This window comes from Dyella humicola, from assembly GCF_026283945.1.
In the GTDB taxonomy this organism is placed as follows: Bacteria; Pseudomonadota; Gammaproteobacteria; order Xanthomonadales; family Rhodanobacteraceae; genus Dyella; species Dyella humicola.
The window spans coordinates 1,451,748-1,476,081 of sequence record NZ_JAPDPC010000001.1; the positions used below are offsets into that span (position 1 = coordinate 1,451,748).

Consider the following 24,334-nt stretch of genomic DNA (forward strand, 5'->3'; position numbering starts at 1 on the left):
CTTACAATCCCAGGATCATCTTGGAAATGATGTTTTTCTGGATCTCGTTGGAGCCGCCGAAGATCGACAGCTTGCGATTGTTGAAGTAGGCCGACGCGGCGCCGGCTGCTCCCTCAGGGCCGACTGGAGCTCCGTCGTAGCCCTCGTGCAGTGCTTCCTCGATGTACGGCTGCGCATAGATACCCATCGCACGTCGGGTGAGCGACGAAATCTCCTGGCGGATTTGAGTGCCGCGGATCTTAAGCATCGAACTCTCCGCACCGGGCACGCCGCCGCCGGCCACCGCCGCGACCATGCGCAGATTGGTGGTTTTCATGTTCTCAAGATCGATTTCCACTCGCGCGAGGCGTGCGGCGAACTGCGGGTCTTCGGCGAGTGGCCGGCCTCGGCGACGTTGCTTTTCGGCCACTTTGCGCAAGCGCTTGATCGCGGCGACCGAGAAACCCACGCCTGCGATATTGGTGCGCTCGTAGGTGAGCAGATACTTCGCGCAGGTCCAGCCCTTGTTCTCTTCGCCGACGAGGTTCTCAATGGGAACGCGTACGTCCGTCAAAAACACTTCGTTGACTTCGTGCTCGCCGTCGAGGGTGATGATTGGGCGCACTTCGACACCCGGCGTATTCATATCGATCAATAGGAAGCTGATACCTTCCTGCTTGCGCACGTCGGTTGCGGTTCGCACAAGACAGAAGATCATGTTTGCGTAGTGACCGAGCGTGGTCCACGTCTTCTGTCCATTGACGATGTAGTGCTCGCCTTGTGCATCGATTCCGCGCACGGCGGTCGTTCTTACCGAAGCGAGATCCGAGCCTGCGCCGGGTTCCGAGTAGCCTTGGCACCACCAGTCCGATCCGTCGAGGATGCGTGGGAGCCAATGGCGCTTCTGCGCATCGCTGCCGTATTTGATCAGCACTGGCCCAAGCATGTTGACGCCAAACGGCACTACACGCGGCGCGCCGGCCAGGGCGCATTCATTCTCGAATATGAATTTCTGCACTGGCGTCCAACCCGGGCCGCCGTGCTCCTTGTCCCAGTGGTTGGCAAGCCAACCCTGCGCATGGAGGATGGCGTGCCATTCGGCCATATCGGCGCGCGTCAGGCGCCAGCCGTTGTGCACCTTGTCAGAAAGACGCTTCGGTAGATTGTTCTCCAGGAAGCGCAGCACCTCGGTGCGAAAGGCTTCTTCTTCAGGAGTGAAGTTGAGATTCATGGTTCGCTTTACCTCAGTAGATTTCGAAGAGCCCTGCGGCACCCATGCCGCCAGCGATGCACATCGTCACGACGGCGTATTTCACGCCACGTCGCCGACCCTCGATGAGTACGTGTCCGGCGAGGCGCGCACCGGTCATGCCGTAGGGATGGCCAATGGAAATCGCGCCGCCGTTGACGTTCAGACGCTCCGGTGGAATGCCCAGGCGCTGCTGGCAGTAGATCGCCTGCGAGGCGAACGCTTCGTTGAGTTCCCACAGGCCAATGTCGTCCATCGAGAGTCCGTGGCGCGCCAACAACTTCGGCACAGCGAACACCGGAGCGACGCCCATTTCATCCGGTTCGCAACCCGCTACGGCGAGGCCGCGAAACGCTCCAAGCGGAGCGAGGTTGGCCTTCTCGGCCGCCTTCGATTCCATCATCACGCAGGCTGATGCCCCGTCCGAGAACTGCGATGAGTTACCCGCGGTGACGTACTTGTCTGGCCCCTTGACCGGTGGGAGCTTCGCGAGCGCTTCGTAGGTTGTGCCAGGGCGATTGCACGTGTCGGCAGTGATAAAGACCTCGCGCTGGCTGATGGCGCCGGTTACCTTGTCGGTGACGGCCATGGTGGTAGCGACCGGAACGATCTCGTCGAAAAAGCGTCCGGCAACTTGGGCCTCATGCGTTTTGCGCTGGCTTTCTACGGAGAAGTGGTCCTGTGCTTCGCGGCTGACCCCATAGCGTTGGGCGACGATGTCGGCGGTGTCGATCATCGTCATGTAGAGGTCCGGCTTGTGCTCTACGATCCATGGATCGAGGCCACTCACGCCGTCCTCGCGCGTTCGAATGCCAGAGATGCTTTCGACGCCGCCGGCAATCATGGCCGGCGCGCCATCGACGACGATACGGCCGGCGGCCATGGCAATGGCCTGAAGGCCGGACGCGCAGAAACGGTTCACGGTCACGCCCGCGATCGACAGCGGCAGTTCCGCGCGAATCACGGTCTGGCGCGCCACGTTGCGGCCAGTCGTGCCCTCGGGATAGCCGCAGCCGAGGATCATGTCCTCAATCGATCCAGGGTCGACGCCGGAACGTTCGACGGCGGCGCGTACCGCGAACGACGCGAGTGTGGGACCGGCTGTGATGTTGAACTCGCCGCGATGGGACTTGGTCATCGGCGTGCGTGCGGTAGAGACAATAACGGCTTCGCGCATAATCGAATTCCTGAAGCGAATTAGCTGGTTAAGCGGACTGATTGAGGCTGGCAAAGTCGGCGCCGCGCTCAACAAGATCGACGAGTAGAGGCGAGGGCTGCCAGAAGAGGGGATCTTCCTGCGCGAATCGGCGGATATCAGCCAGCACCGTCGTGAGGCCCGCCTGATCGGCGTACTTCATGGGCCCGCCGCGATAGCGCGGAAACCCGTAGCCGTAGAGAAGCGTCACGTCCACGTCGAGTGGCCGCAGCGCGATACCCTCGTGCACGACGTTTGCGCCCTCATTGATCATCGCGGCCATATAGCGGCGCATGATCTCTTCGTCGGTGAAGCTGCGCGGCGTAACGCCGGCACGTAAACGCTCAGCGTCGATGATGGCCTCGACGTCCGGGTCGGGTGTTCCGGTGCGTTGGCCATCGGTGTACAGGTAGTAGCCGCGCCCGGTCTTTTGGCCGAACCAGCCGCGCTCGCACAGACGGTCGGGGATTTGCACGTAGCGCGCGCGCGGATCGCGGGTCGCAGCGCGGCGCTTGCGCGTGGCCCAGCCGATGTCGCCACCGGCGAGGTCCGACATCTGGAACGGTCCCATCGGATAGCCGAACTCGCGCACCGCACGGTCGATCTGATAGGGCGATGCTCCGCCTTCCATCATGTGATCGGCGGCGGTGCGATACACGGCAAGGATGCGGTTGCCGATGAAGCCGTCGCATACGCCGGCACGCACGGGCACCTTGCCTAACACCTTCGCCAGCTCGAAGGCAGTCGCAACCACATCGGCGCTAACCTGGCGAGGCACTACAACCTCCAGAAGCTTCATGATGTTGGCGGGCGAAAAGAAGTGCAGGCCGATCACATCGGCCGGACGCGAGATGCCGACGGCGATGGCGTCGATGTCGAGATAGGAAGTGTTGGTCGCGAGGATCGCGCCTGGCTTGCAGACGCGATCGAGTTCGGCAAACACGGCCTGCTTAACCGCCATGTCTTCGAACACGGCCTCGATGACCAGGTCGGCGGCAGCGAGCTCGTCATAGGCGGTGCTGCCGCTCCAGCGCTTCATCACCGCGGCCTTGGCTTCGGACGTCATGCGACCTTTGCCGATCAGACCGTCGTAGACCTTCTCAATGTGCGCGCGGCCGCGGGCGAGTGATGCTTCGTCGCGCTCAATCATCGTGACGGGCAGCCCGGCGTCGAGCAGGGCGACCGCAATACCGGCACCCATCGTGCCGCCGCCGACGACGCCCACGCGGGCGATGGAGCGTGGCTTCGCCGTGCGGGTTTCCGGCGCTTTCAGCACTTCGCGTTCGGAGAAAAACGCATGGACCAGACCGGCCCGCTGAGGGCTGTCGAGGCATTGCATGAACAAGTCCCGCTCGACGCGCAGGCCATCGTCGAAGGGCTGATCGAGTGCGGCTTGCACCGCGTCAAGAATTTTTAGCGGTGAGAAAAGTCCTCGTGATGCTCGCGATACCTCGGCGCGCACTGCGTCGATGGCGGCGCGGCTGGCCGCGCGATCGGCGAGTCCGCTGGCATCGCGGGTCCGCCTTACGGGGGCGTGGGCAGCGAGCAACTCTTGCGCATAGGCGAGACCTTCAGCTGCTAGATCGCCACTTTGGCTGACGCGGTCAATCAAGCCAAGCTCGCGCGCTTCCGCCGCACCTACGTGACGGCCGCTCAACATCAGATCCAGCGCATGCTTGGCACCAATCAGGCGAGGGGTTCGCTGGGTGCCCCCAGCGCCAGGCAGCAGCCCCAGTTGGACCTCGGGCAAACCTAATTTTGCGCCGACGGCGGCAATCCGGTAGTGCGCCGCGAGCGCGACCTCCAGCCCGCCGCCGAGCGCCGCGCCCTGAATCGCCGCAACCACGGGTTTGTTGCTGGCTTCTATCCGGTTGCAGACCTCGGGCAATGAGGGCGACAGTGGCGGCTTGCCGAATTCGCGGATATCCGCGCCACCGATGAAATTGCGACCGGCCCCGGTGAGCACGACGGCTCTGACAGTGGGATCAGCCGCCGCGGTTTCGATGGCGGCGAGCAGACCACGCCGCGCGTGGACGCCCAGCGCATTGACGGGTGGGTTGTCGAGGGTCACGACGAGAATGCCGCCGCAAAGTTCCGTTCTGACGACGGCGTCTGACAATTCCGAAATCATCGTCCTTGTCTCCGTAGAGTGGCTTTTGTGTGGACCTAATCGTGAAACCACTCGATAGGTTTGACAATCCAACTACGAATTGACGGTCCGTCAATTACGAATTGACAATAGTCGCGCTGAGCAAATGAATCCCGGGAAGCGTTGCCAAGGATGATCTGAGACCACGGCCTACGCGGTGGTGCAGGCGAGATGTCGAACTCGAACTCTGCTGCGGACTGCCCGGATGCGCTACCTCAAGCCCACGTCTGCGCGATAGACAGGATTTCGTCGCGAAGGTAGTCGATCAGGGCTTGCGTCGATGGCGATGGATAGCGGTTGGGAAGCGTGAGGATATACAGCGAGGTCTCCGGTGCCGCGACACGGTATTGCGGAAGGATGGGGACCAGCCCGCGGTTCATCAGCGCATGCGGTACATAGGCAGGCAACACGCCGATCCCCATGCCCTGACACACGGCTTCCGCCAGGAAAGGGTAGTCCGTTGAGTGCAGCGAAGGCGCCATCACAATCGTGTGAATATCGGCATTGTTTTGCCGGTTCGTCAGCGTCATCGTGACGTGCTTGCCGGAGAGTGGCCATGCGACCAGCGTCTGTCTTTCCAGGTCGGCGGGATGTTCGATCGGTCCGTGCTGCTCTAGATAGTCGGCCGAGGCGTACACATTCCAAACGATGGAGCATATATGCCGTGCCACGCAATCAAGCGGAGGCTTCGCCGTGATTCGCAGCGCTACATCAACTTCTGCGCTGATGAGATCCTGGATGCGATTGTTGAACATGACATTGAGGGTAATGCCCGGATAGATGCGCGCGAATTCCAGCAGCTTCGCACTTACGAACATTCTGCCGAAGCCGGTCGGCACGCTGATCCTTACTCGCCCGCTAAGCGTCTTCCCAAGGCTGTCGATGGAAGCGCGCGCCATGCTCAGCTCATCCAGCATGCGTTGACCGCAGTCATACAGCGTGCGACCGGCCTGCGTGAGTTCGATGCTTCGCGTTGAGCGACGCAGCAGTTGTGCACCGGTCTCGCGTTCCAGCAGCTTCAGTCGGTGGCTGATATTGGCACGCGTCATGCCGAGCTTGCGCGCAGCGGCGCTGAGGCTGCGCGCTTCGACGATCTCTACGAAGATGCCGATAAGGTTCAAGTCCACGGCGCGGTTGCCAACTCAGCCCGAAGAGGCCTCAGTCTATCGTAGCTGGACTGACTCCGAGAATTCGGCAGGACACGGTCTTTGCGTGTGGGCTGCCCTGGCGTGCGCCATGCGGCGGTCGTTGCACTCAACTAGACCGGGTCCCGGGGCGAACCGTCGTCGATATCAATGCATGAAAACTTGACGGCCGATGCGGGAAAATCGGTGTGCGCTTGCGTTCGACTTCGAACATCGCGCTTGGATGCCCCTGTCAGTCCTTTCTGGAGCCAATGTTCAACACTACCGAGCATGCGCCGAGGTGGGTGTCATCGAGCCCTAATCACTCAACTTGTCCCTAGGCTCGCGGCCTGACTTCAACGGCCGCATGTCCCCAATGGCCTAGATCAGGAGTCCCCTCATGGCAAGCAACCAAAATACCATCAACCTTACACAACGAATGAAGATCGGCGACTTCCTTCTGCGCCGTCTCGAAGAAGCCGGCATCCGGCACCTGTTCGGGCTTCCCGGCGACTACAACCTCACGCTGCTGCAACAGCTATACGACGCCGGCAAGCTGACATGGGTCGGCACCACCGGTGAGCTCACCGCCTCCTATGCAGCGGATGGCTATGCCCGGTTGAATGGACTTGGTGCGCTGCTCGTCACGAACGGGGTTGGCGCGCTGAGCGCGCTCAACGGCGTCGCCGGCTCCTGTGCAGAGCACGTCCCGGTTATCTGCATCAGCGGCTCGATACCGCTCAGGTCCATTGACCGCGGGCTCGGCATGCACCACACCATGGCCGATGGTGATTTTGATCACTTCCTACATGCGTACTCGCATGTAACGGCGGCGCAGGCCAGGATCACCCCACGCAATGCGGTCGCCGAGATCGATCGATTGATTCTCACCGCGTGGCGCGAAAAGCTTCCGGTGTACATGGAGTTCCCATCGGACATTGCTTATCTCGACATCGAAGTTCCCACGACGCCGCTCGTTCTGGCGGATCCGCCCAGCGATCCCGAGCGGCTGCGTTCGTGCATCGCCGCCCTTGCCGAACAGCTGTCCGCCGCGAAGTCACCCGCGATCCTGGTGGATGCGGATGCCGACCGTTTCGGCGTCGCCGCCACGCTCATGAAGTTGGCTGAAAAAATGCAGGCTCCAGTGGCTGTGATCAACGCAGCCAAGGGCGTTATCGACGAGTCATTTGCCCAGTACGTTGGCATCTACGGTGGCAAGGCGAGCGAGCCAGGTGTGCGCGAGACGATCGAGAACAGCGACTGCCTGCTTGCTGTCGGCTATCGACCGATCGAAGTGACGACCGGGGATTTCACGGCCTCGCTGCCCGCGAACACGATCCACGCTCGTGGACATTCGATCGACGTCGGCGACGACAACTATCAGGCGGTGACGCTCAAGGAAGTTCTCCACGGCGTCATAGACACGGTCCCGCAGGTCAACAAGCGCACTCCGCGCGCTGTTGCGGCAGCGGCGCCAAGCACGCATGCCGACCATTCCGCCAAGCTGACTCAAGCCATCTATTGGCAGGCCATTCAGGGATACCTGCGCCCTGGTGATGTTCTGTACGTCGACAACGGCACGTCATTTTCCCTGCTTGGCCTGAAACTCCCGCCGAATTGCACTTTCATTGGGTCGATCAATTGGGGATCGATCGGTTATTCGGTAGGGGCCCTGCTTGGCGCACTGACAGCGGCGCCAGGTCGTCGCCACCTGCTGTTAATTGGCGACGGTTCATTCCAGGTCACGGCGCAGGAGCTATCGACGATTCTGCGGCACAACCACAAGCCGGTGATCTCGCTGATCAACAACGGCGGATACACGATCGAACGCGGCTATATAGGCAAGACCGAGGCCTACAATGACATCGCCAACTGGTCCTATGCCGAACTGCCGAAAGTGCTTCGCCCTGACACCACGGCGCGATCGTTTGTGGTGAAGACTGGCGGGGACCTGCAAAAGGCCCTCAGCGCCCCAAACGACAGGCTGATCTTCATCGAATCGATGATGGACTCCTGCGACGCTCCCGCGCCTATCTTGAGGAGCAGCAACCTGGGTGCCGAGCTCGACTACGGGCCTACCGGCCCGCAACACCGCGAAGGCCTGCAGCTCCGACCCTCCACAATGGAGACAAGAATGTGACGAGACCAATAGCATCCTCTGCACTACCGAAATCGGCACGGGTGCCACGGCGGCGACCTTGGTCGCGCTTTTCTCGCCACAGGGCTGCAGCTCGTGGCAACCGACGTTGCCCCGAACTAGGAATCTCTGCGAAGGAAGTCTGTGGAGTATGCCTGACCCGCACTGAAGCGACCCCGCGTCGGTAGGTCCGTACTATGGGTACTTCCAGGCACCTTTTAACTAGTCCACTTCGGACACAAGGCGAACTTCGCCGAATCGGACTTGGCCACCGGGGACTGCTAGGGCTGGGTGATTAGGTCAAGTTATCGAGGGTAGGGTGGGCGCCAGCTTCCAGCCCCTGGTGCGGCAAGCGATCACTCATCCGCAGCCAAGCTGGCGGCGCCATTGGCGACAACGTCTCGAAGCCGCAAGTCTGCAGCCTTAAGTCGTCGGCCATCTTGGGAGCGAACCTCCAGACGCGCCAAGGGCTTCCCCGTTTTGGTGTCGACCAACCTCTCCATGGTTTCGCCAGGTGAGAAGCATGACTCGGAGCCCCACTGGCGCAGGGCGATGATCACTGTGAGCAAACCTTCGCCTTTCGGCGTCAGCGCGTATTCGCGATAAGCGCTGCCATCGGCCGCTGGGACGCTTTCCAGAATGCCCAATTCCACCAGTCGGCGTAGGCGCTGCGTGAGGATGTTCCTGGCCAGGCCCAGGCTCTGCTGAAAATCGCCAAAGCGGCGGACGCCCGAAAGGGCGTCGCGCACGATCAGTAGCGACCACCAGTCCCCGACTGCATCCAGGCTGCGGGCAACCGGGCAATTGGCTTGCTCAAAGCTTTTCCGTCGCATACGGATTCCTCACGAAAAACCAGTTGCATTATGCAACTAGCTTGGCACATACTGCAAATGTAGTTGCGATATTAAACTAGCTCTGGCAGCCCATTCCGACATGCCGAGCGGGCCGTCTGATACCCCCACGGAGAACCCTCGTGAAAGCCATCCAATATCAAGCGTACGGTAGCTATGACGAAAACCGCCTGGTCGAGGTGGATCGACCACAACCCAAGGACGGTGAGGTGCTGGTGCAGATGCGCACCGCGGGAATCAATCCACTCGATAACACGTTTCGCTCGGGCCACATTTACCTGTCCACGCCAGAAAACCTGCCTCGTATCGGCGGTCAGTCAGGCGCGGGCATCGTGGTAGAGACGTTGAATGCCGATTTCAAAGTGGGTGATCGCGTGTTCGTCAGAGGAGCGGGCGCAGGCCTGGTTGCCGACGGCACGTGGCGAGAATACGTAGCGGCACCAGGAGCCGGGTTGGCCCATGTGCCTGCGAAATTGGATGACCAGCATGCTGCCGCCTTTCTGGCAGGCGCGGGTTATCTGACCGGCTACCTGGCGCTGACGGAGCTTGCGCATTTCAAGCCGGGCCAGTCCGTGCTTGCTCCGGCGATTGGCAGCGCGGTTGGCATGGAAACCATTCAGATTGCGCGACGCCTCGGCGCGTCGCTGGTGATCTCGACGGCCAGTACAACGGAGAAGGCCGAGCGTGCTCGCGCGGATGGCTACGAGCATGTCATCGATCTTTCCATGGAAAGTTTGAAAGACGGCGTCATGCGCATCACCGGCGGAAAAGGCGTCGATGTCGTGGTTGATGGTGTGAGCGGAAAGCTGACCGGCCAGGCGCTTGCCTCGCTTGCGTTCGGCGGCACGATTGTCGTGGCCGGTTACGCTGGCGGCAGAGAGGCGGACATCAACGTCACCGACATCATTTGGAAAGCCGCAACAATCCGAGGGTTCACATTTAGATTGTTTGCGGCGGAAACAGTTGCTGCGGCGAACCGGGCCATTCTCCAATACCTGCAAGAAGGCGCATTGAAGCCGACAATCGGCAAGGTCTTCCCGCTAGCACACGCCGCCGAGGCGGTGCGGTATCTGATCGAAGACCGTCCTTATGGGCGAGTCATCATGGAAATTTAGGACGGCGCGAGACTACGCGGGTAGACGTCCTGGACGCTCATGCCCGCGTTAGCGCATGCATCCCCAAAAAAACCGGATGAGTTTTCCCATGAACATCAAAGGCAGCATTGCCCTGGTGACCGGGGCCAATCGTGGCCTCGGCCTGGCATTCACTAAAGCCCTTCTGGCAGGCGGCGCGAGCAAGGTTTACGCAACAGCTCGGGACCCATCGGCGATCACGGTACCAGGCGTAGTACCAATCAAGCTTGACGTCACCGATCCCGCCGACGTGGCCGCTGTGGCTGACCGCCTCGGTGATGTAAACCTTCTCTTCAATAATGCGGGTGCGGCGGTGCGTGCGCCGTTGCTTGGGTCGCGTGCGGAAGAAGAGCTGCGCATGCTTCTCGACGTGAACTTGTTTGGCGTGCTTCTCACGACCCGGGCGTTTGCTCCGGTTCTGGCCAGGAACGGCGGTGGTGCCGTCGTCAACATGTTGTCTGCATTGAGCTGGATTACTCAGCCAGGCACTGGCGCCTACGCCGCAACAAAGGCCGCGGCATGGGCACTTACCAACGGACTGCGTATCGAACTGAAAGCACAGAAGACGCAGGTGACGGGTGTGCACGTCGGTTTGATTGATACGGACATGGCCGCGGGCTCCCCAGTGGAATTGGCGCGGGTCAGTCCACAATTCGTTGCTGAGACCGTGCTGCAGGGCATTGAGGCTGGCCAGGAAGAGGTGCTCGTCGACGGCACGGCCAAGGCTGTCAAGGCGGGCTTCAATGCCGACGTGCCGCTGTACGTGGCAGTGAGCTCTGCCAGGTAGTTTCATCTCAACTTGGCCGAGGCCACGAGAAGATCGTCGTCGCCACAAGGGCGTAGCGCGGATACGAATCCTCATTTTCTGGCGCGTGGCGCGTTGAAATTCACAGACTTTGCCCATCTCGACCAGCTACCCATCCACCTCAAGTTGGATGGCGCGAAGAAAATCGACCAACGCACCAATATGCCCCGCCCTGACGAGCTGCCATGCAGTAAGCCCGCCCAACGTCAGGATTGGGTCGCTGCGATACCAGGCGGCCACACATGCGGGGTCTGGGTCGATTAACCGAGCGATATTGAGAACATCAATGTCGCTCAGCGCACATGGCCTCGAAGCCACTGAAGGCTGAGGCGCCGCGTTCGCGGCGCTTTCAGCTTGTGATTCGTTGGTTCTTTGGTCCTGCGCGACTCGCCATGGCCAACGCTCGTTAAACTTGAGAGGACCGAGAGACATGGTGGGATCTCCTGACAGGTCAGAGGTGGGCCTTGAACCAGTCAATGGCCTCGCGAGATGCAGTGTCGAATTCACCCAGGTAGGGGTCAAAGTGACCGCCCTTAGTGATGACCAGCCGTTTCGGTTCGAGTGCGCGTTGGTAAGCCTTGAGGGCAAGATCCGTTGCAGCCGTATGGTCGTGCTCGGCCACGAGCATGAGTAGCGGCGTCGGGGATACTCGATCGACGAAGTCGCCTGGGGAGTACATACGCGCCCACCGCGTGGAGCGCACGGTGACTTTGTTCTCCCACACTCCCTCCGGTACGGGACGGAGATAGAAGCTCACAACGTCGGCTGCCTTGTACGACGCAAGCTTGGTGAGGTCTTCGCTGACGATCAGTTGGGTGGCGGGCGGCTCGCCCCGCAGCTGAGCGCGTTCATCGGCTGCGAATTTAGCCTCCAGATCGGCGACTGCGTCGGGCGTTACGCGACGGAGACCAGCGGCGTAACCGTCGATGGTGGGAACCTGGGAGACCACCGCCTTCAAGCGTCGATCGGTCGCGCCGAGGACGATGGCATGGCCTCCAGCGAAGCTCGTACCCCAGAGACCCACGCGGTTCTCGTCCACTTCAGGCCGGTCTTGCAGATAGGAAATGGCGCGACGCCAATCCGTAATCTGCACCCATGGGTTGATGTCCTGCCTCGGCACGCCGCCGCTGTCACCAAAACCACGATGGTCATGGAGAAGTACGACGAAGCCGGCGTCTGCGAGAGCTTCCGCCATCGGCTCGATACCGTGGTATTTCGTTCCACCGTAGCCATGAGCCATGGTGACGGCGGGCAGCGAACCAATACGGTTCCCTGGAACAAAAAGCCAAGCTGACAGTTCAATGCCTCCCTCGGCGGGAAAGCGGACTTCTTCTTTACGGAACATGGCATAGCCCTCATTTGGATTACTTGTTAGGCAGCTGGCCTAGGAGATCGGCCAGCTCGAGTTCCGCAAATCGCGTTTGGAATCCGCTGTGAATGGCGGCCTGGATTCGGCCGATAGCTTCGGGAGTGCGGACACCCTCGGCGAACAGGTCAGAGTCGTGTCGGAAGTCCTCAACAGGAGCGAGGGCAATGGCATTCACGCGCTCTTTGACAACGGCGTGCCCGGTCGCGGGAAAGCTTGCGATACGTTTGGCCAATACACGGACAAAATCGTCGAGGAGTTCTATCGGCAGCGCACGATTGATCCATCCGTACCTTTCAGCGGTATCAGCGTCGTAATCTTCCGCGCTAAGCATCACCTCCAAGGCGCGCGCGCGCCCCAAGAGCCGGGTGAGATGCTGGGCGCCACCGCCGCCGGGAATGAGGCCAAAGGCAGCCTCCATCTGGCTAAAGATCGCCGACTCGTGCGCGGCAAAACGCATGTCGCAGGCGAGTATGAATTCACTTCCGGCACCGCGAACGCGTCCATCAATTTGAGCGATCGTGACAAGCCGACTGGCGCTGAGGTGGCGAAAGAGAAGTGCGATAGAGGCTTCCCCGGTGAGCTTCGCCGCCTCTTCTCGGTACTCCTTAACGCGCATGACATCGACGTGCGAAATGAAGTAGTCCGGGTCGTCGCTCTTGAACACGATCACTTTGTAGGCGCTGTTGGCCTCTGCTTTCCTGATGAGCGAAACCAGGTCACGGACCAGTGCCGGACCTAACAGGTTCATCGGGGGTGCGGCGATTCTCACGAACAAAACCGCCCCTTCACCGCGCACGGTGAGTGTTTCAAACTGCATGGGATGCCTCGCTAAGGTGGAGTAATGGTTGGCGGGTCGCGCTGTGCGCGGCTAAGGGCTAGCGCCATCAGCAACGACTTCTACGAGGGGCTTGCCCTTAGGCACCACATAGGTGCCGAGCTCCGCTGCGTTGCGCGATCCAATATTCTTTGCACTGTGGATGACGCCTGCCGGCACGAACAGCACATCGCCCTGACCGAGCGTCCTGGGTGGCTGTCCTTGAAGCCGATACTCCAGCGTACCCTCGAGCACGTAGATGATCTCTTCGCCGGGGTGCCGGTGGCTGGGCGCAACCTTGCCGGGATCGATGTCGACACGAGCTTGCACCGTTTCCCATCCAGGGAGGCTAAGGTCGTGGCGCTGCAGATCGGTCCGTTGAACACCTACCGGCTGTGCATGCGCGGATTGAATGGCGGCGGCGCACGCAAGCACCCATAGGATCGCCGTGTTTCGAACAGCGCTCATGGTTGCTTCTCGCTCACTTGCTCACGAAGAGGGCGGAAGCCGGCGCGAACTTCTTTGGCAAACAGCTGCGGTTGCTCCCATGCCGCGAAGTGGCCGCCCTTTTCGGCCTCATGGAAGTAGATCAAATGCGGGTAGGCGCGCCGGGTCCACGATTCCGGTGGGCGATAGGCGTCCTCCTGGAACACGCTGACTGCCACTGGCAATGTGATCTCGGTTGTCTTCTGTGCGGCTGAGAACAGTGGGCTGCGGCCCTTGTTTTCCCAATAAAGCCGACCCGCTGACGCAGCACTATCCGTCAACCAATAGAGCGTGAAATCGTCCAGGACCTCATCCTTGGATGGAGTCTGCTTGGGGTCATTGCCATAGTCCCAATGCACGAAGCCGGGATGCCCGAGCATGAAGGCGGCCATGAAAGCGGGGGAATCCGTAACGCCGTAACCGATCGTTTGAGGACGAGTTCCCAGCATGGTGATGTATGACGTGGCGCCCTGCTTGCTGTAAGCCGCGACTGCGTCAAACGTGGCGCGCTCCTTATCGGAAAGGCCAGCGGGCGCAGGTCCACCGGTGGCCAGGGCAGCAGCCACTTCTGGCGGAATCGACGCGGGCAGGTTGAGATGGATGCCCAGAAGACCCTTGGGTGCCTCACGCGCCATGGCGGTCGTAATCAAGGCGCCCCAGTCTCCGCCCTGGGCAACGTAGCGGCTATAGCCAAGGCGGCTCATCAGCTCTGCCCACACATGCGCGATGCGTTCCGGACCCCAACCCGTGTCGGTCGGCTTGCCCGACAGTCCATAGCCGGGAATGGACGGAATCACCAGGTCGAACGCGTCCGCATCTTTGCCACCGAAAGCCGTCGGGTCCGTCAACGGTCCGATGACCTTCGTAAACTCAAACACTGAGCCTGGCCAACCATGCGTGATGAGCAACGGAAGTGCCTTCGGGCTCTTGGAGCGCACCCAGATGAAGTGGATATCCACGCCATCGATGTTTGTTACGAACTGCGGTAGCGCATTGAGACGAGCTTCCGCCTTGCGCCAGTCGTAGTTCGTCCCCCAGTACTTAACGAGTGCCTGGAGCTTTTCGAGCTGCGCCCCCTGGGAACGATCGCTGACCGTTTCCTTATCCGGCCAGCGGGTCTCCTCCAGGCGTTTGCGAAGGTCTGCGAGCTGCTCGGCCGAGACGTGCATGCGGAAGGGGCGAATGGCCTCGGCGACGGTATGCGAACCAGCGGCCACCGGGGACGTGGATGAGGCGTCGTCATTACCACCGCGCGCGGCGCTTGTGACGGTTGAGAACGACAGTGCCAGGGCGATGGCAGTAGCCGCGTACTTCAGTTTCATAGTGGTTTCCTCAGGGGAGTGACGCGATGAGTTGCTCGGTGGTGAGAATGGCGTGTGCGTACGTCGGGCCATTCAGTTCGTGCGCCGCGTGCATAAGTTCGGGAGATAGCGCGGCGGTGGCATCACGCACCAGCGTGACGTGGTAGCCGAGCTCAGAAGCGAATCGAGCGGAGCATTCGATGCATGTGTTGGCCAGCAGACCCGCGAAAATGACGTGTGTGATCCCACGCTGTTTGAGGCGAAGGTCGAGGTCGGTGTTGGCGAACCCGCTGGAACCCCAATGCTCGGCTACTACGACGTCGCCTTCCTTCGGCGCGAGTTCTGGATACCAGTCGCCGCCCCATTCCCCGCGCGCAAAGTGATGTCCGCGCATCACGGAGCGTTGACTGGGTGTCGGGTGAGCCCAATCTTCGTAGTCGCCCGCCTCCCAGCGGCGGTGGGGCACGAAAAAGATCGGGATTCCATGTGCCCGCATGGCGCGGTCTAAGGCCACCAGGTGTTCAAGGAGGTTAATGTCGTTGGCGACCGGCTCAAGGCGCGGCCAGACCTTTCCGCCGTGGGATAGAAAGTCGTTGTATGGGTCGACCAGCAGATAGGCCGTTCGATTTGAGGGGTAGGTGAGGTGTGGCATTGGGGGCTCCGGTCAAAACCCGCCTGGTCATCCAGGTGCCGGGTACGGAGCACACGCTAGTAGCTACCAAATTCACGCAGTAGCCATTACTTTCGGGAGGAGCCCTTTCGTGAGGTGAGAGGCAATGGACCGATTCGACGGCATAACCACTCTCTTGGCCGCGGTCGACGCAGGAAGCCTCTCAGCGGCAAGCCGACAGTTACGGATTCCATTGCCAACCGTCAGTCGGCGGGTCGCCGATCTCGAAGAGCAATTGAAGGTGCGACTGCTCTTGCGGGGTCATCGAAGCCTCACGCTAACGGAAGCAGGGCGCTCGTACGTTGCCTCATGTCGCCGCATCATGGAGGACTTGGCCGAAGCAGAACGCACGGCCATTGGTGAGTACCACACCCCACGAGGAGAGTTGGTCTTCAGCGTCCCGCTTGTAATGGGGCTGGCCCAAGGCCTCCCTGTCGCTGCGGAGTTTCTGCGGGCCTACCCGGACATTCGCATGCGGGTGCAGCTCGTCGATCGAATCGTGAATTTGCTTGAAGAGCACGTGGATGTCGCTTTACGTGTCGGCGTGCTACCCGATAGCAGCTTGGTCGCCACGCGCGTTGGCATGATCAAACGCGTTCTATGTGCGAGCCCCGAATACCTGAAAGAGCATGGCAAACCAACGTCCCCGGAAGAACTCTCTTCACACCACTGTGTTGGATACGAAACCATCACGGCGGGAACAAATTGGGACTTTCACCACGAAGGACGCATGCAGACAGTCGCCATATCCCCAAGAATCATCGTCAATTCTATCGAGGGCGCAGTTGTTGCCGCGACCGCCGGCGTCGGCATCGCTCGCGTATTGTCGTACCAGATCGAGAAGCTGGTGGCGGCTGGAGCGTTGGTTCAACTGTTGGAGGCGCACGATCCGCCGGCCATGCCGGTAAGCCTGATCTATCCTGAGCAGCGTCAAGTTCCACTCAAGTTGCGAGCCTTTCTGGATTTCGCGATCCCTCGACTTCGAAGTCGTCTCAGTCACGCAACTTAGGCGACCCCTAGATTCACCGACTGTCCGATTTCGACCCACGGCCGCATTCCCCGAACCAGGGCCTCTCATCGATGGTCGCGGAGGCGGGGTGATTAGCCCGTGTTTCGATGGTAGAGCGAACGTCGCCTCGCTATGGGTGTTGCAACGACCGACTGAACCCGCAACCCAAAGCAGGCCTAATGCCGTCGGTAATGGAGAGAAGCGCCGACCTCGCTGAGACCCGTCGTGGTCGTAACGCTTGTGTCGTCGTTAGCGCTAGCAGCGAGGTCTCCACGCCAGAACTGTCTGTTCCAAACCTGGCAGGGCGCGACTCGTCGCGTTGTCACGCTCTCGGCTCGGATTCGCTGCTCGTTCAGGCCGGTACTTCAACCGGCAAACGCTTCCTTCTGCGTTTGAGCGAAAGTCTCAAAAGAGGTTGCTTTTTGTCCGGTTACTTCCTCTACCGCACTGGAAACCTGTGCTGTGTAGCCCAACTTCACGACATGATAATGCTCTAACAAGGCTTCGACGATTTCAGCAGGCATACCTGCTCCTTGCATAGAAGCGCGAGCAGCGTCAGTCGGTACATCTACGTACTTAATTACTTTCCCGGTCACCGAGGAAAGAATCTTCGCAATGTCGGCACCAGAAAGTGCCGCTGGCCCCGACAGGTAATACGCTTTGTTCTCATGACCTTCTTCCGTCAAGACCCGATAAGCAACCTGGGCTATATCGCGAGCATCGACGTAAGCCGATTTACCCTCGCCATGCGTCGCATAGAAGGCCCCATGAGCACGAATGGTATGTGAGCTGAACTTGCTCAAGTTCTGCATGAAGGCATTTGCGCGCAAGAACGTATAAGCAATGCCGGACTGTTCCATTTCATTTTCGATCGCCCTGTGCCACTTGGCCAGCGTGTCCAAGTCGATTTCAGCCCCGCCGCCCGATAACTTGACAAGATGTTTCACGCCGGCGGCTTTCGCTGCGCGAATGATCGAAGAAGAGAGCTCCACAATGTCCGGAACAAGCGGTGTTGCAAAATACACTTTTTGGATTCCGATCATGGCCTTTTCTAGCGAGTCGACATCGTTCATATCGGCTTGAACCAATTCGACACCTAAGGCTTGCAGTTCGCTCTTGTTGCTTGTCGGGCGAACGGTGGCGCGAGTTTTATGGCCATTCTTGATCAGAAGCCTGACCAACTCCTTGCCTGTTGTTCCCGTGGCTCCAATCACCAAAATGGTTGCAGTCATACCTGATTGACTCCTCTTATCCGTTGCTTTCACTTGATCAAGCCTCACAAAAAACGGGTCTTTGCTCGTTTGTAGTCGTCGAGCATGTCTCTGTCGGGTGCTCGAACCAGACACTGGGTTTCGCTCGTTGCGGGAAAACATTGCCGTGGTGACTAACGATCCCAGCGGGTCCGCAGGAATCCAATCAAGCTGATGGTCGCTGCCACAATGACGCTGACGGCGACCAGTACGAAAGCAGCGTGCAAGCTCGCGTAGCCTTGCAGGACTAGCACCATCGCGGTCAGCGCAAATATGCAGCGCACCACGCTCGCAGTCATCGGCCAGAGGATGCGTCGTGCCCCTTGACCTGCGAAGTAGAGTTCGAAAATCACGCCTAAGACAACATAGAAAGGTGCTACCACATGCAGGTATTGCGCGCCGACCGCGATAACGGCGCTGTCGTGGGTAAAAAGACCTAGCCAGGCTTGCGGAAAGAGCGACACGAACAATCCAACCAGGCCAACCACGCCGGCAACAAACAATACGTTCACGATCGCGACGCGTCGGGCACGCACCACGTTGCCTGCCCCCAGGTTCGTGCCCACCAGCGTGATCGCGGCGGTGCCGCAGCCGAACATCACCGGCGACAGCAGCATCTCGAGGCGGGAGGCAATGCCGTAACCTGCGATGGCGGCGACGCTCACTGCACCGGCCGCGGCGGTCAGGGCGGTGACTGATATGGCCAACATGACCACGTTGATCGACGACAACAATCCGACGCCGAGAATTGCATTGAAATGCTGGCGCTGCAGCGGATAGCGGCGTAGGCGTAGCGTCGAGGAGGGCGAACGCATGTAGACGATCACCACGGCGAGCGCGGCGATGCTGCACAGCACCTGCGCTATGCCGGCGCCTGCCACACCCATGCGCGGCGCACCCAACCAGCCGTTAATCAACACCGGCGACAGAATCAGGCCAGCGACCGCACTGCCCATGATGGTCAGAGCCGGCACCTTGACGTTGCCGGCGCCGCGCAGCGCCGCCTGGAGCAACAGCATCATCCAAAACGAGATCGCACCTCCGAACAGTATGTTGGAGTAGAGAACCGCCTGGTCCAGCGATGATCCGCTGCCGCCGAGACTGCGGTACAGCGCGGGGCCGGCCAACAGCACCACCAGCGAGAACAGTCCACCTCCTACGGCGCCGATGACCACGGCGTGCCAGGCTAGGCTCTCCGCCTCGCCCTGACGGCGTGCGCCTATGGCGCGGGCGATGGCGGAGGATACGCCGCCGCCGATGCCGGCACTCGCTACCGTGGTCATCAGCAACATTACCGGAACCACGAGCGATGCTGCGGCGATCGCTTTCAGTCCCAGTGAGCTGACGAAATAGGTCTCGGCGACACTGAGCAAAGTCGTCATGAACAGCACGGCGACTGTCGGCAAGGCAAGGCGGATCAATTGTGGCAACAGTGGACCGTGGAGCAGAGTGCTGGCCGGCAAGTTGCCAGAGGACGGAGAGATCTTCTTGACCTGATTCGCAAGAGTAGCGGACATGAATTTTGTCTATGAAGGGGAGGAGCAGGCCGGCGTGAATGCGCTGCGTGACGGCGAGCAAACTAGGCGGTGGAAATCGGCCGCGCGCGGTCGATCCGACCCTGCCGGCGGTCGGTGACGAGGATGGTTTCGTGGAACAAGTGGAATCGGGGGAGGAGCTGCGATGGGGCTATCCTGGGTCCGCCGGAGCCACTTGACTAGTGCAATGTTTGGAACCACATATTGCATGGAATGAAAACATACGATCTGAACCTGCTGCGCACACTCGACGCGCTACTGACCGCCGGTAGCGTCACCGGCGCCGCCGAGCGTCTTCACCTGAGCGTGCCGGCGACCAGTCACGCGCTCGCGCGTCTTCGTGAGATCACTGGCGACCCGCTCCTGGTGCGCGCTGGTCGGCGCCTGGTGCCTACGCCGCGTGCAATAGCGCTGCGCGAGCCGGTAGCGCGATGGATCGCGCAGGCCGCGGCACTGGCGCAGGCGCCGCGGGGAGAAGAATTGGCGGACACCGAACGTAGCTTTATCGTGCGCGCGCCGGATAGCTTCGCGATCGCCTTCGGCGGCGCCCTCGGCGCCGTGCTGGCGGCAGAGATGCCGCGCGCGCAGTTGCGCTTTGTGACCGAGGCACAAGAAGACGCCGGTGCGCTGCGCGACGGTCGCGTCGATCTCGACATCGGTACGTTCAGGCCGCGCGACCCGGAGATTGAAGTCGTCGATTTATTTCGTCAGGCGCAGGTCGCGGTCGTGCGCGCCGGGCATCCGTTCGCCGAACGCCAAGCAACCGCGCGCCGCTACGCAGCACAGGCGCACGTGGATGTGCAGCGACGTCCCGGGGCGCCATCGGTGGTCGATGACGCGCTGTCCGAGCTCGGCCTGGCGCGTCGCATTGTGCTCACCGTGGCGCACGCCAGCGCCGCGCCCGTCGTCGCCGCAGGGGGCGGCCTCGTCGCCACCCTCAGCGAGCGATTGGCGCAGGCAATGGCGCCAGGCCTCGGCCTCGTGGTGGTGCCGCTGCCGTTTCTTCCGCGCGGCGAGACAGTGGTCATGGCATGGCATCCGCGCCAAGCAGCCGACCCGGCGCACGCCTGGTTGCGGAAGCAGGTGCCGGCGGCGATTGCTGCCTCGAGTGCCCCTATAAGCTATCGGAGAGTTTCAACGTCCTCGACTTGATCCCAGCCGCAAGCACGGCGCACGCTGACTAGCGCGGAGATAAATGTCTGAGAATCTCCGAGCCGTGATCGTCTTAGCCCTTTCGTGCGCCAGGGGCGCGAGCCTGGGCTCTACACGCAAGCGTGGCCAAGGACAGGTTGGGAGCGTCTGCTTCCGACCTACCGCTACCTTACAGCGGTGCTTGAACTAGCCCTTCCAAAGTTTGAAGGCGCGGAGCTACCTGGGCCACCTGTGGCGCACTTGCTCTGTTACCGCGACGCGATGGTTACATGGATGAATTCAGCTGCGGATAGTCGTTATAGCCGCTCTCGCCGCTGCCATAAACCGTCGCCTCGTCGACTTCATTGAGCGATGCATTGCAACGGAACCGTTCTACCAGATCGGGGTTCGCAATGAAGGCGCGCCCGAAAGCTGCCGCATCTGCCTCCCCGCGCTCTAGTGCCATTTCCGCGCGTTCGCGGGTAAGGCCATCATTGACAATCAGTGCGCCTTTGAAGAGGCGACGAACATCTTTGCCAATCGACTTATCGCCATAGTCCGGGAACTCACGGGCGAAGATGAACGCAATATTGCGGACGCTCAGCTGATCGGCCACGTAAGAGAAGAGCGCACGTGGATCGGAATCATGCATGGAGTGAGCGCTCGACATTAGGTTGAGATGCACGCCGACCCGACCGGCAGGCCAGACCGTCAGTAGGGCGTCGATCGTCTCGAGAAGAAGACGAACTCGGTTTTCAATGGAGCCGCCATAACGATCGTTGCGTTTGTTTGAGCCATCGTGCAGAAATTGATCGAGCAGATATCCATTAGCCGCATGCAGTTCAACTCCATCGAAGCCCGCTCGCTTGGCATGGAGCGCCCCGACCCTGAAGTCATCCACGATCGTGGGTATCTCATTGGCCTCAAGTGCCCGCGGAATCGAAAAGGGACGCTTAGGCCGAAGCATGCTGACGTGCCCCTCCGGTGCTATCGCGCTTGGCGCTACCGGCAGCCTTCCGTCCAGGTGGGACGGATCGGAGACGCGTCCTACGTGCCAAAGCTGAGAGACGATCAGTCCCCCCGAATCATGAACGGCGGCGGTCACGTTTCGCCAACCGGCAACCTGTTCTTCGGACCACAGGCCGGGGGTGTTGGGGTAGCCGACGCCTTGAGGCGTGATGGAGGTTGCCTCGGTAATGATCAATCCCGCACTGGCGCGTTGGGCGTAATGCTTCGCCTGCATCGCGCCAGGACTACGAGCATCAAATGCACGCATGCGAGTAAGGGGTGCCATGACGATGCGGTTTTGCAGTGCCAGGTCACCGATTTGTAAGGGGTCAAATAGAGTGGGCATGTGTTGAAACCACTTAGTTAGATGTCGCAACGGAATGTCGGACGCCGAGGCCGCTGGAGCGGGCCTGATGAGGAGGCCGCCGGACGTCGCCAGAAGCCGCCCTCTGATGGGGATCGACGCATCGGGAGGGGCGAGCGGCCAAGGAGGACTGTGGCGTCGTCGATCACGCGCAGAAGTTTTGTCAGATTCCGTCCACGATCACCAGGCTGCCGTTCGTACTCTTGAGCCTAAGGCCAAGTATTTTTTGGTAGGTGGCCGATTCGTAACAGCGTTCCGCCGATTCTCGTGACGGAAATTCAGCGATCACGGTGACAGGATGCTGCCACTGACCATCGCGCACTGTCACCGTGCCACCAGCAGCGAGAAACTGACCGCCAAACGGCTCGGCCGCGTTTCCAACCTGCGCTCGATACTCCGCGAACATCGCTTCATCGTGCACAGTCAACGTTGCAACCATGTAGGCTTTCATCTGGAATTCCTCTTAGAACTCAATTTGCTCACTGCAGACGTCCAGCGTGCGACGTGGTTAATCGACGCATCACTAGGCTGTGCTCTCCGTAAGTTCGCCCGAGGCGTTTCGCGATTCGATGGCGATGACCGAGTTTTTGAAAGCCCTCTCAAGAACCCGCCTCCCGATGGTTCCGAGTACGAAACCGAGTATTCGGCCTTTGAAGTTCTTGCCCTTTCGAATGACGACCACATCGATATCTGTCGTCCCATTTGGTTGACGTGTGAAGGTGTAGGTGTGTCTCGATGTCTCGCCCCATACGTTGGAATCGGTCGTCGTTAGGACGACGCGCTTAAGATCGGACCAGTCGTAGTGAAGACGTTCCCAGATTCCGCCCGAACCCTCCGTCACGTCGGCTTCCGTGTGGCCGCGGTGATGCACCTTGAGGTACTCGTCGGCGCTGTTGCCAAAAAGTTTCGAACGATTCGGTCCGAAATCGGTGAGTCCTTGTACGTATTGCTCTGGCGTCAAGGTGGTTTGCTGATGAAGGTAAATCGTGGACATGTCTTCTCCTTATTCCCCCGCCAATGGTTGACGATCAGAAGTTCGTGGTCTTACGCGTTTCCGACGCAGCCCGGCTTGTTGCTAGGTTTCGTTTCGAAAGATCGCGATATTTTCGGCAAGCCATTGTTGAAGCGTTCTTGGAGGCTTGCCAGTCAACGCCTCGACGGTCGAGGTAGTCTCTTCAAGAGCGGAATCGCGAAACATCTGGTCCAGTCCGACCAGCAAATCGGCGACCAGCGGCGCGAGGCCGTCAGCTAACAGCGCGGCGCGCTGTTCCTCGCGCGATTGATGTTTGTACGTGACCGTGTGGCCGAGCAGGATCGACAGGTGTTCTGCAATTTGCCGCATGGTCCACGCACGCGGCCCGGTCAGGTGATAAGCCCGCTGCGACTCCAAAGTGAAATCCTGGAGGAGCGCCACGCGTGCTGCGTCGGCGATGTCGCGCGTATCGATAAAGTTCACGCGTCCGTCGCCGGCGGCGCCCACCCAGGAGTCGGCGGCGATTTGACTTGCCGCTCGTTTGAGAATGTCGGCGAATGCCGAGGGCCGTAGGAGCGTCGACGCCACGGGCTGCTGAGCCAAGTGTGCTTCGATCTGCATATGCCAGGCAAAGGGATTGAGACGGGAGGCGGGCCCCAAGGCTGATAGTTTGACGATATGGCGTACGCCAACAGCGACTGCGCTGTCGATCAACGCGATCTCATTGGCGACTTGCTGTGGCGAGGTGCCGTGCGAAACGAACAGCCGATCGGCACCACGAAGTGCCTCCTGAAGCGTATGCGGCTTATCGAAATTGATCGCGGCGAGGTTGGTGTCTTTGGGCGGTTGAGCCGCGTCGGGCCGCCGGGTCAGCACGACGATGTCGACCGGATCGGAAGCGAGGAGGCCGGTCAGCGCCGAGCCGACGCGCCCCGTCGCGCCCGCTATGGCGATACGCGGCCTGCGCGGTAGCCGTTGAATGCTCTTGGACATGCCTAAGTCCTCCATGTATCATGGAATGGTCGTTCCAAGATAATGTGGAACGATCGGTCCAGGATGTCAAGGGAGGCGTCATGAGCGGCAAGCCACAATTTGATGAAGCTACCGTGATCGCTGCGGCCATTGAGGTTTTCTGGCGTCACGGCTATGCCGCCGCTGCCATCAGCGACCTGACGGAGGCCACGGGCTTATCGCGCTCCAGCCTCTACCAGCGATTTCGCGACAAAGATGGGCTGTTCCAGGAGGCTCTCGCGACCTACACGCAGCGAGTCCTGCGGCGCATGAACTCCGCCGACGCAGATACCGCTCGCGGGCGAATGAAGGCGCTGCTCCGTGCGTTCTTGCCAGACGGATCCGGTCGACCCGCCGGCTGCCTGATCGGACGCAGTTGTGCCGAAATTTCATCGCTTTCCGGAGAAGGGCAGGCTGCCGCACTGGCGGGGGCGACACGTCAGCGTGAGATCTTTGAGGGCCTTCTGCGCGAAGGCGTGGCGGCGGGTGAGTTGGCTGAAGATGTCGATATCGATGCCATGGCATGGCACTACCTCGGGGTGCTGCAGGCCGTATTGAACTCCCCGCAAGCCGGTGCTGATCCGCGCATGCTCGATCGCATGATCGATGTCGCCATGGCGGTTTGGCCTAGCGCCCCCCAAAAGGGCTCTATGTCAAAAAATCAAAGAAAGCGCGCAGCTTCAACGGTCCGTGGCGCTGGTGCGGGTAAAGAACGGTGACTGGCATTGTTGACTGCTTGTATGGCTCAAGCCTTGGCTTGATAGCGGTAGGCCCCCGCTTTCGTAGACGGT

22 protein-coding genes are annotated in these 24,334 nt (G+C 60.5%); 6 read left to right on the top strand and 16 right to left on the bottom strand.

What is annotated here, in order from left to right; all coding sequences use genetic code 11:
• Position 1 precedes the first annotated feature (1 nt).
• The 4 genes from OUZ30_RS06400 to OUZ30_RS06415 all read right to left on the bottom strand — a co-directional run bounded on the left by OUZ30_RS06400 (position 2) and on the right by OUZ30_RS06415 (position 5,699).
• On the bottom strand, positions 2 to 1,210 hold the full coding sequence (locus OUZ30_RS06400; RefSeq protein WP_266181375.1) for an acyl-CoA dehydrogenase family protein: 1,209 nt from the start codon (positions 1,208 to 1,210) through the stop codon (positions 2 to 4).
• A 13-nt stretch (positions 1,211 to 1,223) separates the two neighbouring features.
• Positions 1,224 to 2,477: an acetyl-CoA C-acyltransferase gene (locus OUZ30_RS06405; RefSeq protein ID WP_266181376.1), complete on the bottom strand. Its 1,254-nt coding sequence runs from the start codon at positions 2,475 to 2,477 to the stop codon at positions 1,224 to 1,226.
• On the bottom strand, positions 2,434 to 4,554 hold the full coding sequence (locus tag OUZ30_RS06410) for a 3-hydroxyacyl-CoA dehydrogenase NAD-binding domain-containing protein (RefSeq protein WP_266181377.1): 2,121 nt from the start codon (positions 4,552 to 4,554) through the stop codon (positions 2,434 to 2,436). Before OUZ30_RS06410 ends, OUZ30_RS06405 begins: the two co-directional genes overlap by 44 nt.
• Positions 4,555 to 4,787: 233 nt before the next feature.
• Positions 4,788 to 5,699, bottom strand: coding sequence for a LysR family transcriptional regulator (locus OUZ30_RS06415; RefSeq protein ID WP_266181378.1), 912 nt, complete (start codon positions 5,697 to 5,699; stop codon positions 4,788 to 4,790).
• A gap of 397 nt (positions 5,700 to 6,096) precedes the next feature.
• Between OUZ30_RS06415 and OUZ30_RS06420 the strand changes: the two genes are divergently transcribed.
• The gene (locus OUZ30_RS06420) at positions 6,097 to 7,836 is read left to right on the top strand and encodes an alpha-keto acid decarboxylase family protein (RefSeq protein WP_266181379.1); all 1,740 of its coding nucleotides are present in this window, start codon (positions 6,097 to 6,099) and stop codon (positions 7,834 to 7,836) included.
• 353 nt (positions 7,837 to 8,189) lie between these two features.
• On the opposite strand, the gene OUZ30_RS06425 is transcribed toward OUZ30_RS06420, so the two are convergent.
• Entirely contained in the window at positions 8,190 to 8,666 is a 477-nt protein-coding gene (locus OUZ30_RS06425) for a winged helix-turn-helix transcriptional regulator (RefSeq protein WP_266181380.1), read from the bottom strand.
• 140 nt (positions 8,667 to 8,806) lie between these two features.
• Here OUZ30_RS06425 and OUZ30_RS06430 point away from each other — a divergent pair, with 140 nt between their 5' ends.
• Together OUZ30_RS06430 and OUZ30_RS06435 are read left to right on the top strand one after the other, a co-directional pair.
• Positions 8,807 to 9,799, top strand: coding sequence for a quinone oxidoreductase family protein (locus tag OUZ30_RS06430; RefSeq protein WP_266181381.1), 993 nt, complete (start codon positions 8,807 to 8,809; stop codon positions 9,797 to 9,799).
• A gap of 88 nt (positions 9,800 to 9,887) precedes the next feature.
• Positions 9,888 to 10,604 carry an SDR family oxidoreductase gene (locus tag OUZ30_RS06435; protein WP_266181382.1) on the top strand — a complete coding sequence of 239 codons (717 nt, stop codon included), beginning with the start codon at positions 9,888 to 9,890 and terminating at the stop codon, positions 10,602 to 10,604.
• Positions 10,605 to 11,073: 469 nt separating this feature from the next.
• Here OUZ30_RS06435 and OUZ30_RS06440 read toward each other — a convergent pair whose 3' ends face one another.
• From OUZ30_RS06440 to OUZ30_RS06460, 5 genes are read right to left on the bottom strand one after another with little or no spacing between them, the layout of a single operon-like run.
• The gene (locus OUZ30_RS06440) at positions 11,074 to 11,967 is read right to left on the bottom strand and encodes an alpha/beta hydrolase (protein WP_266181384.1); all 894 of its coding nucleotides are present in this window, start codon (positions 11,965 to 11,967) and stop codon (positions 11,074 to 11,076) included.
• A 19-nt stretch (positions 11,968 to 11,986) separates the two neighbouring features.
• Positions 11,987 to 12,808 (bottom strand): enoyl-CoA hydratase/isomerase family protein, encoded by an 822-nt coding sequence (locus OUZ30_RS06445; RefSeq protein ID WP_266181385.1) that lies wholly within the window; start codon positions 12,806 to 12,808, stop codon positions 11,987 to 11,989.
• A 51-nt stretch (positions 12,809 to 12,859) separates the two neighbouring features.
• Entirely contained in the window at positions 12,860 to 13,273 is a 414-nt protein-coding gene (locus OUZ30_RS06450; protein ID WP_266181387.1) for a cupin domain-containing protein, read from the bottom strand.
• On the bottom strand, positions 13,270 to 14,613 hold the full coding sequence (locus OUZ30_RS06455) for an epoxide hydrolase family protein (RefSeq protein ID WP_266181388.1): 1,344 nt from the start codon (positions 14,611 to 14,613) through the stop codon (positions 13,270 to 13,272). The genes OUZ30_RS06450 and OUZ30_RS06455 overlap by 4 nt, the downstream gene beginning before the upstream one ends.
• A gap of 10 nt (positions 14,614 to 14,623) precedes the next feature.
• Entirely contained in the window at positions 14,624 to 15,244 is a 621-nt protein-coding gene (locus tag OUZ30_RS06460) for a cysteine hydrolase family protein (RefSeq protein WP_266181390.1), read from the bottom strand.
• Between the two features lie 124 nt (positions 15,245 to 15,368).
• Between OUZ30_RS06460 and OUZ30_RS06465 the strand changes: the two genes are divergently transcribed.
• A complete protein-coding gene (locus OUZ30_RS06465) occupies positions 15,369 to 16,271 on the top strand; it encodes a LysR family transcriptional regulator (RefSeq protein ID WP_266181392.1) in 903 nt (300 codons plus the stop codon).
• A 365-nt stretch (positions 16,272 to 16,636) separates the two neighbouring features.
• Here OUZ30_RS06465 and OUZ30_RS06470 read toward each other — a convergent pair whose 3' ends face one another.
• Together OUZ30_RS06470 and OUZ30_RS06475 are read right to left on the bottom strand one after the other, a co-directional pair.
• Entirely contained in the window at positions 16,637 to 17,503 is an 867-nt protein-coding gene (locus tag OUZ30_RS06470; protein ID WP_266181393.1) for an SDR family oxidoreductase, read from the bottom strand.
• Positions 17,504 to 17,655: 152 nt separating this feature from the next.
• Positions 17,656 to 19,038, bottom strand: coding sequence for an MATE family efflux transporter (locus OUZ30_RS06475; RefSeq protein WP_266181395.1), 1,383 nt, complete (start codon positions 19,036 to 19,038; stop codon positions 17,656 to 17,658).
• A gap of 231 nt (positions 19,039 to 19,269) precedes the next feature.
• Between OUZ30_RS06475 and OUZ30_RS06480 the strand changes: the two genes are divergently transcribed.
• Complete coding sequence (locus tag OUZ30_RS06480; RefSeq protein ID WP_266181397.1) at positions 19,270 to 20,208, top strand: LysR family transcriptional regulator; 939 nt, start codon at positions 19,270 to 19,272, stop codon at positions 20,206 to 20,208.
• 265 nt (positions 20,209 to 20,473) lie between these two features.
• Here OUZ30_RS06480 and OUZ30_RS06485 read toward each other — a convergent pair whose 3' ends face one another.
• The 4 genes from OUZ30_RS06485 to OUZ30_RS06500 all read right to left on the bottom strand — a co-directional run bounded on the left by OUZ30_RS06485 (position 20,474) and on the right by OUZ30_RS06500 (position 23,525).
• A complete protein-coding gene (locus OUZ30_RS06485) occupies positions 20,474 to 21,541 on the bottom strand; it encodes an alkene reductase (protein ID WP_266181398.1) in 1,068 nt (355 codons plus the stop codon).
• A gap of 181 nt (positions 21,542 to 21,722) precedes the next feature.
• Positions 21,723 to 22,010, bottom strand: a complete 288-nt coding sequence (locus OUZ30_RS06490; RefSeq protein ID WP_266181399.1) for a DUF1330 domain-containing protein — start codon at positions 22,008 to 22,010, stop codon at positions 21,723 to 21,725.
• A gap of 72 nt (positions 22,011 to 22,082) precedes the next feature.
• Positions 22,083 to 22,553 (bottom strand): hypothetical protein, encoded by a 471-nt coding sequence (locus tag OUZ30_RS06495; protein WP_266181401.1) that lies wholly within the window; start codon positions 22,551 to 22,553, stop codon positions 22,083 to 22,085.
• An 81-nt stretch (positions 22,554 to 22,634) separates the two neighbouring features.
• Entirely contained in the window at positions 22,635 to 23,525 is an 891-nt protein-coding gene (locus OUZ30_RS06500; RefSeq protein WP_266181402.1) for an SDR family oxidoreductase, read from the bottom strand.
• 80 nt (positions 23,526 to 23,605) lie between these two features.
• On the opposite strand from OUZ30_RS06500, the gene OUZ30_RS06505 reads away from it, so the two are divergent.
• Complete coding sequence (locus tag OUZ30_RS06505) at positions 23,606 to 24,262, top strand: TetR/AcrR family transcriptional regulator (RefSeq protein ID WP_266181403.1); 657 nt, start codon at positions 23,606 to 23,608, stop codon at positions 24,260 to 24,262.
• Positions 24,263 to 24,334 lie beyond the last annotated feature (72 nt).

Coding starts and splice junctions, on each gene's coding strand:
- OUZ30_RS06400 (WP_266181375.1), bottom strand. CDS start 1,210: ATGAATCTCAACTTCACTCCTGAAGAAGAAGCCTTTCGCACCGAGGTG.
- OUZ30_RS06410 (WP_266181377.1), bottom strand. CDS start 4,554: ATGATTTCGGAATTGTCAGACGCCGTCGTCAGAACGGAACTTTGCGGC.
- OUZ30_RS06420 (WP_266181379.1), top strand. CDS start 6,097: ATGGCAAGCAACCAAAATACCATCAACCTTACACAACGAATGAAGATC.
- OUZ30_RS06425 (WP_266181380.1), bottom strand. CDS start 8,666: ATGCGACGGAAAAGCTTTGAGCAAGCCAATTGCCCGGTTGCCCGCAGC.
- OUZ30_RS06435 (WP_266181382.1), top strand. CDS start 9,888: ATGAACATCAAAGGCAGCATTGCCCTGGTGACCGGGGCCAATCGTGGC.
- OUZ30_RS06440 (WP_266181384.1), bottom strand. CDS start 11,967: ATGTTCCGTAAAGAAGAAGTCCGCTTTCCCGCCGAGGGAGGCATTGAA.
- OUZ30_RS06445 (WP_266181385.1), bottom strand. CDS start 12,808: ATGCAGTTTGAAACACTCACCGTGCGCGGTGAAGGGGCGGTTTTGTTC.
- OUZ30_RS06450 (WP_266181387.1), bottom strand. CDS start 13,273: ATGAGCGCTGTTCGAAACACGGCGATCCTATGGGTGCTTGCGTGCGCC.
- OUZ30_RS06455 (WP_266181388.1), bottom strand. CDS start 14,613: ATGAAACTGAAGTACGCGGCTACTGCCATCGCCCTGGCACTGTCGTTC.
- OUZ30_RS06460 (WP_266181390.1), bottom strand. CDS start 15,244: ATGCCACACCTCACCTACCCCTCAAATCGAACGGCCTATCTGCTGGTC.
- OUZ30_RS06465 (WP_266181392.1), top strand. CDS start 15,369: ATGGACCGATTCGACGGCATAACCACTCTCTTGGCCGCGGTCGACGCA.
- OUZ30_RS06470 (WP_266181393.1), bottom strand. CDS start 17,503: ATGACTGCAACCATTTTGGTGATTGGAGCCACGGGAACAACAGGCAAG.
- OUZ30_RS06475 (WP_266181395.1), bottom strand. CDS start 19,038: ATGTCCGCTACTCTTGCGAATCAGGTCAAGAAGATCTCTCCGTCCTCT.
- OUZ30_RS06480 (WP_266181397.1), top strand. CDS start 19,270: ATGAAAACATACGATCTGAACCTGCTGCGCACACTCGACGCGCTACTG.
- OUZ30_RS06485 (WP_266181398.1), bottom strand. CDS start 21,541: ATGCCCACTCTATTTGACCCCTTACAAATCGGTGACCTGGCACTGCAA.
- OUZ30_RS06490 (WP_266181399.1), bottom strand. CDS start 22,010: ATGAAAGCCTACATGGTTGCAACGTTGACTGTGCACGATGAAGCGATG.
- OUZ30_RS06495 (WP_266181401.1), bottom strand. CDS start 22,553: ATGTCCACGATTTACCTTCATCAGCAAACCACCTTGACGCCAGAGCAA.
- OUZ30_RS06500 (WP_266181402.1), bottom strand. CDS start 23,525: ATGTCCAAGAGCATTCAACGGCTACCGCGCAGGCCGCGTATCGCCATA.
- OUZ30_RS06505 (WP_266181403.1), top strand. CDS start 23,606: ATGAGCGGCAAGCCACAATTTGATGAAGCTACCGTGATCGCTGCGGCC.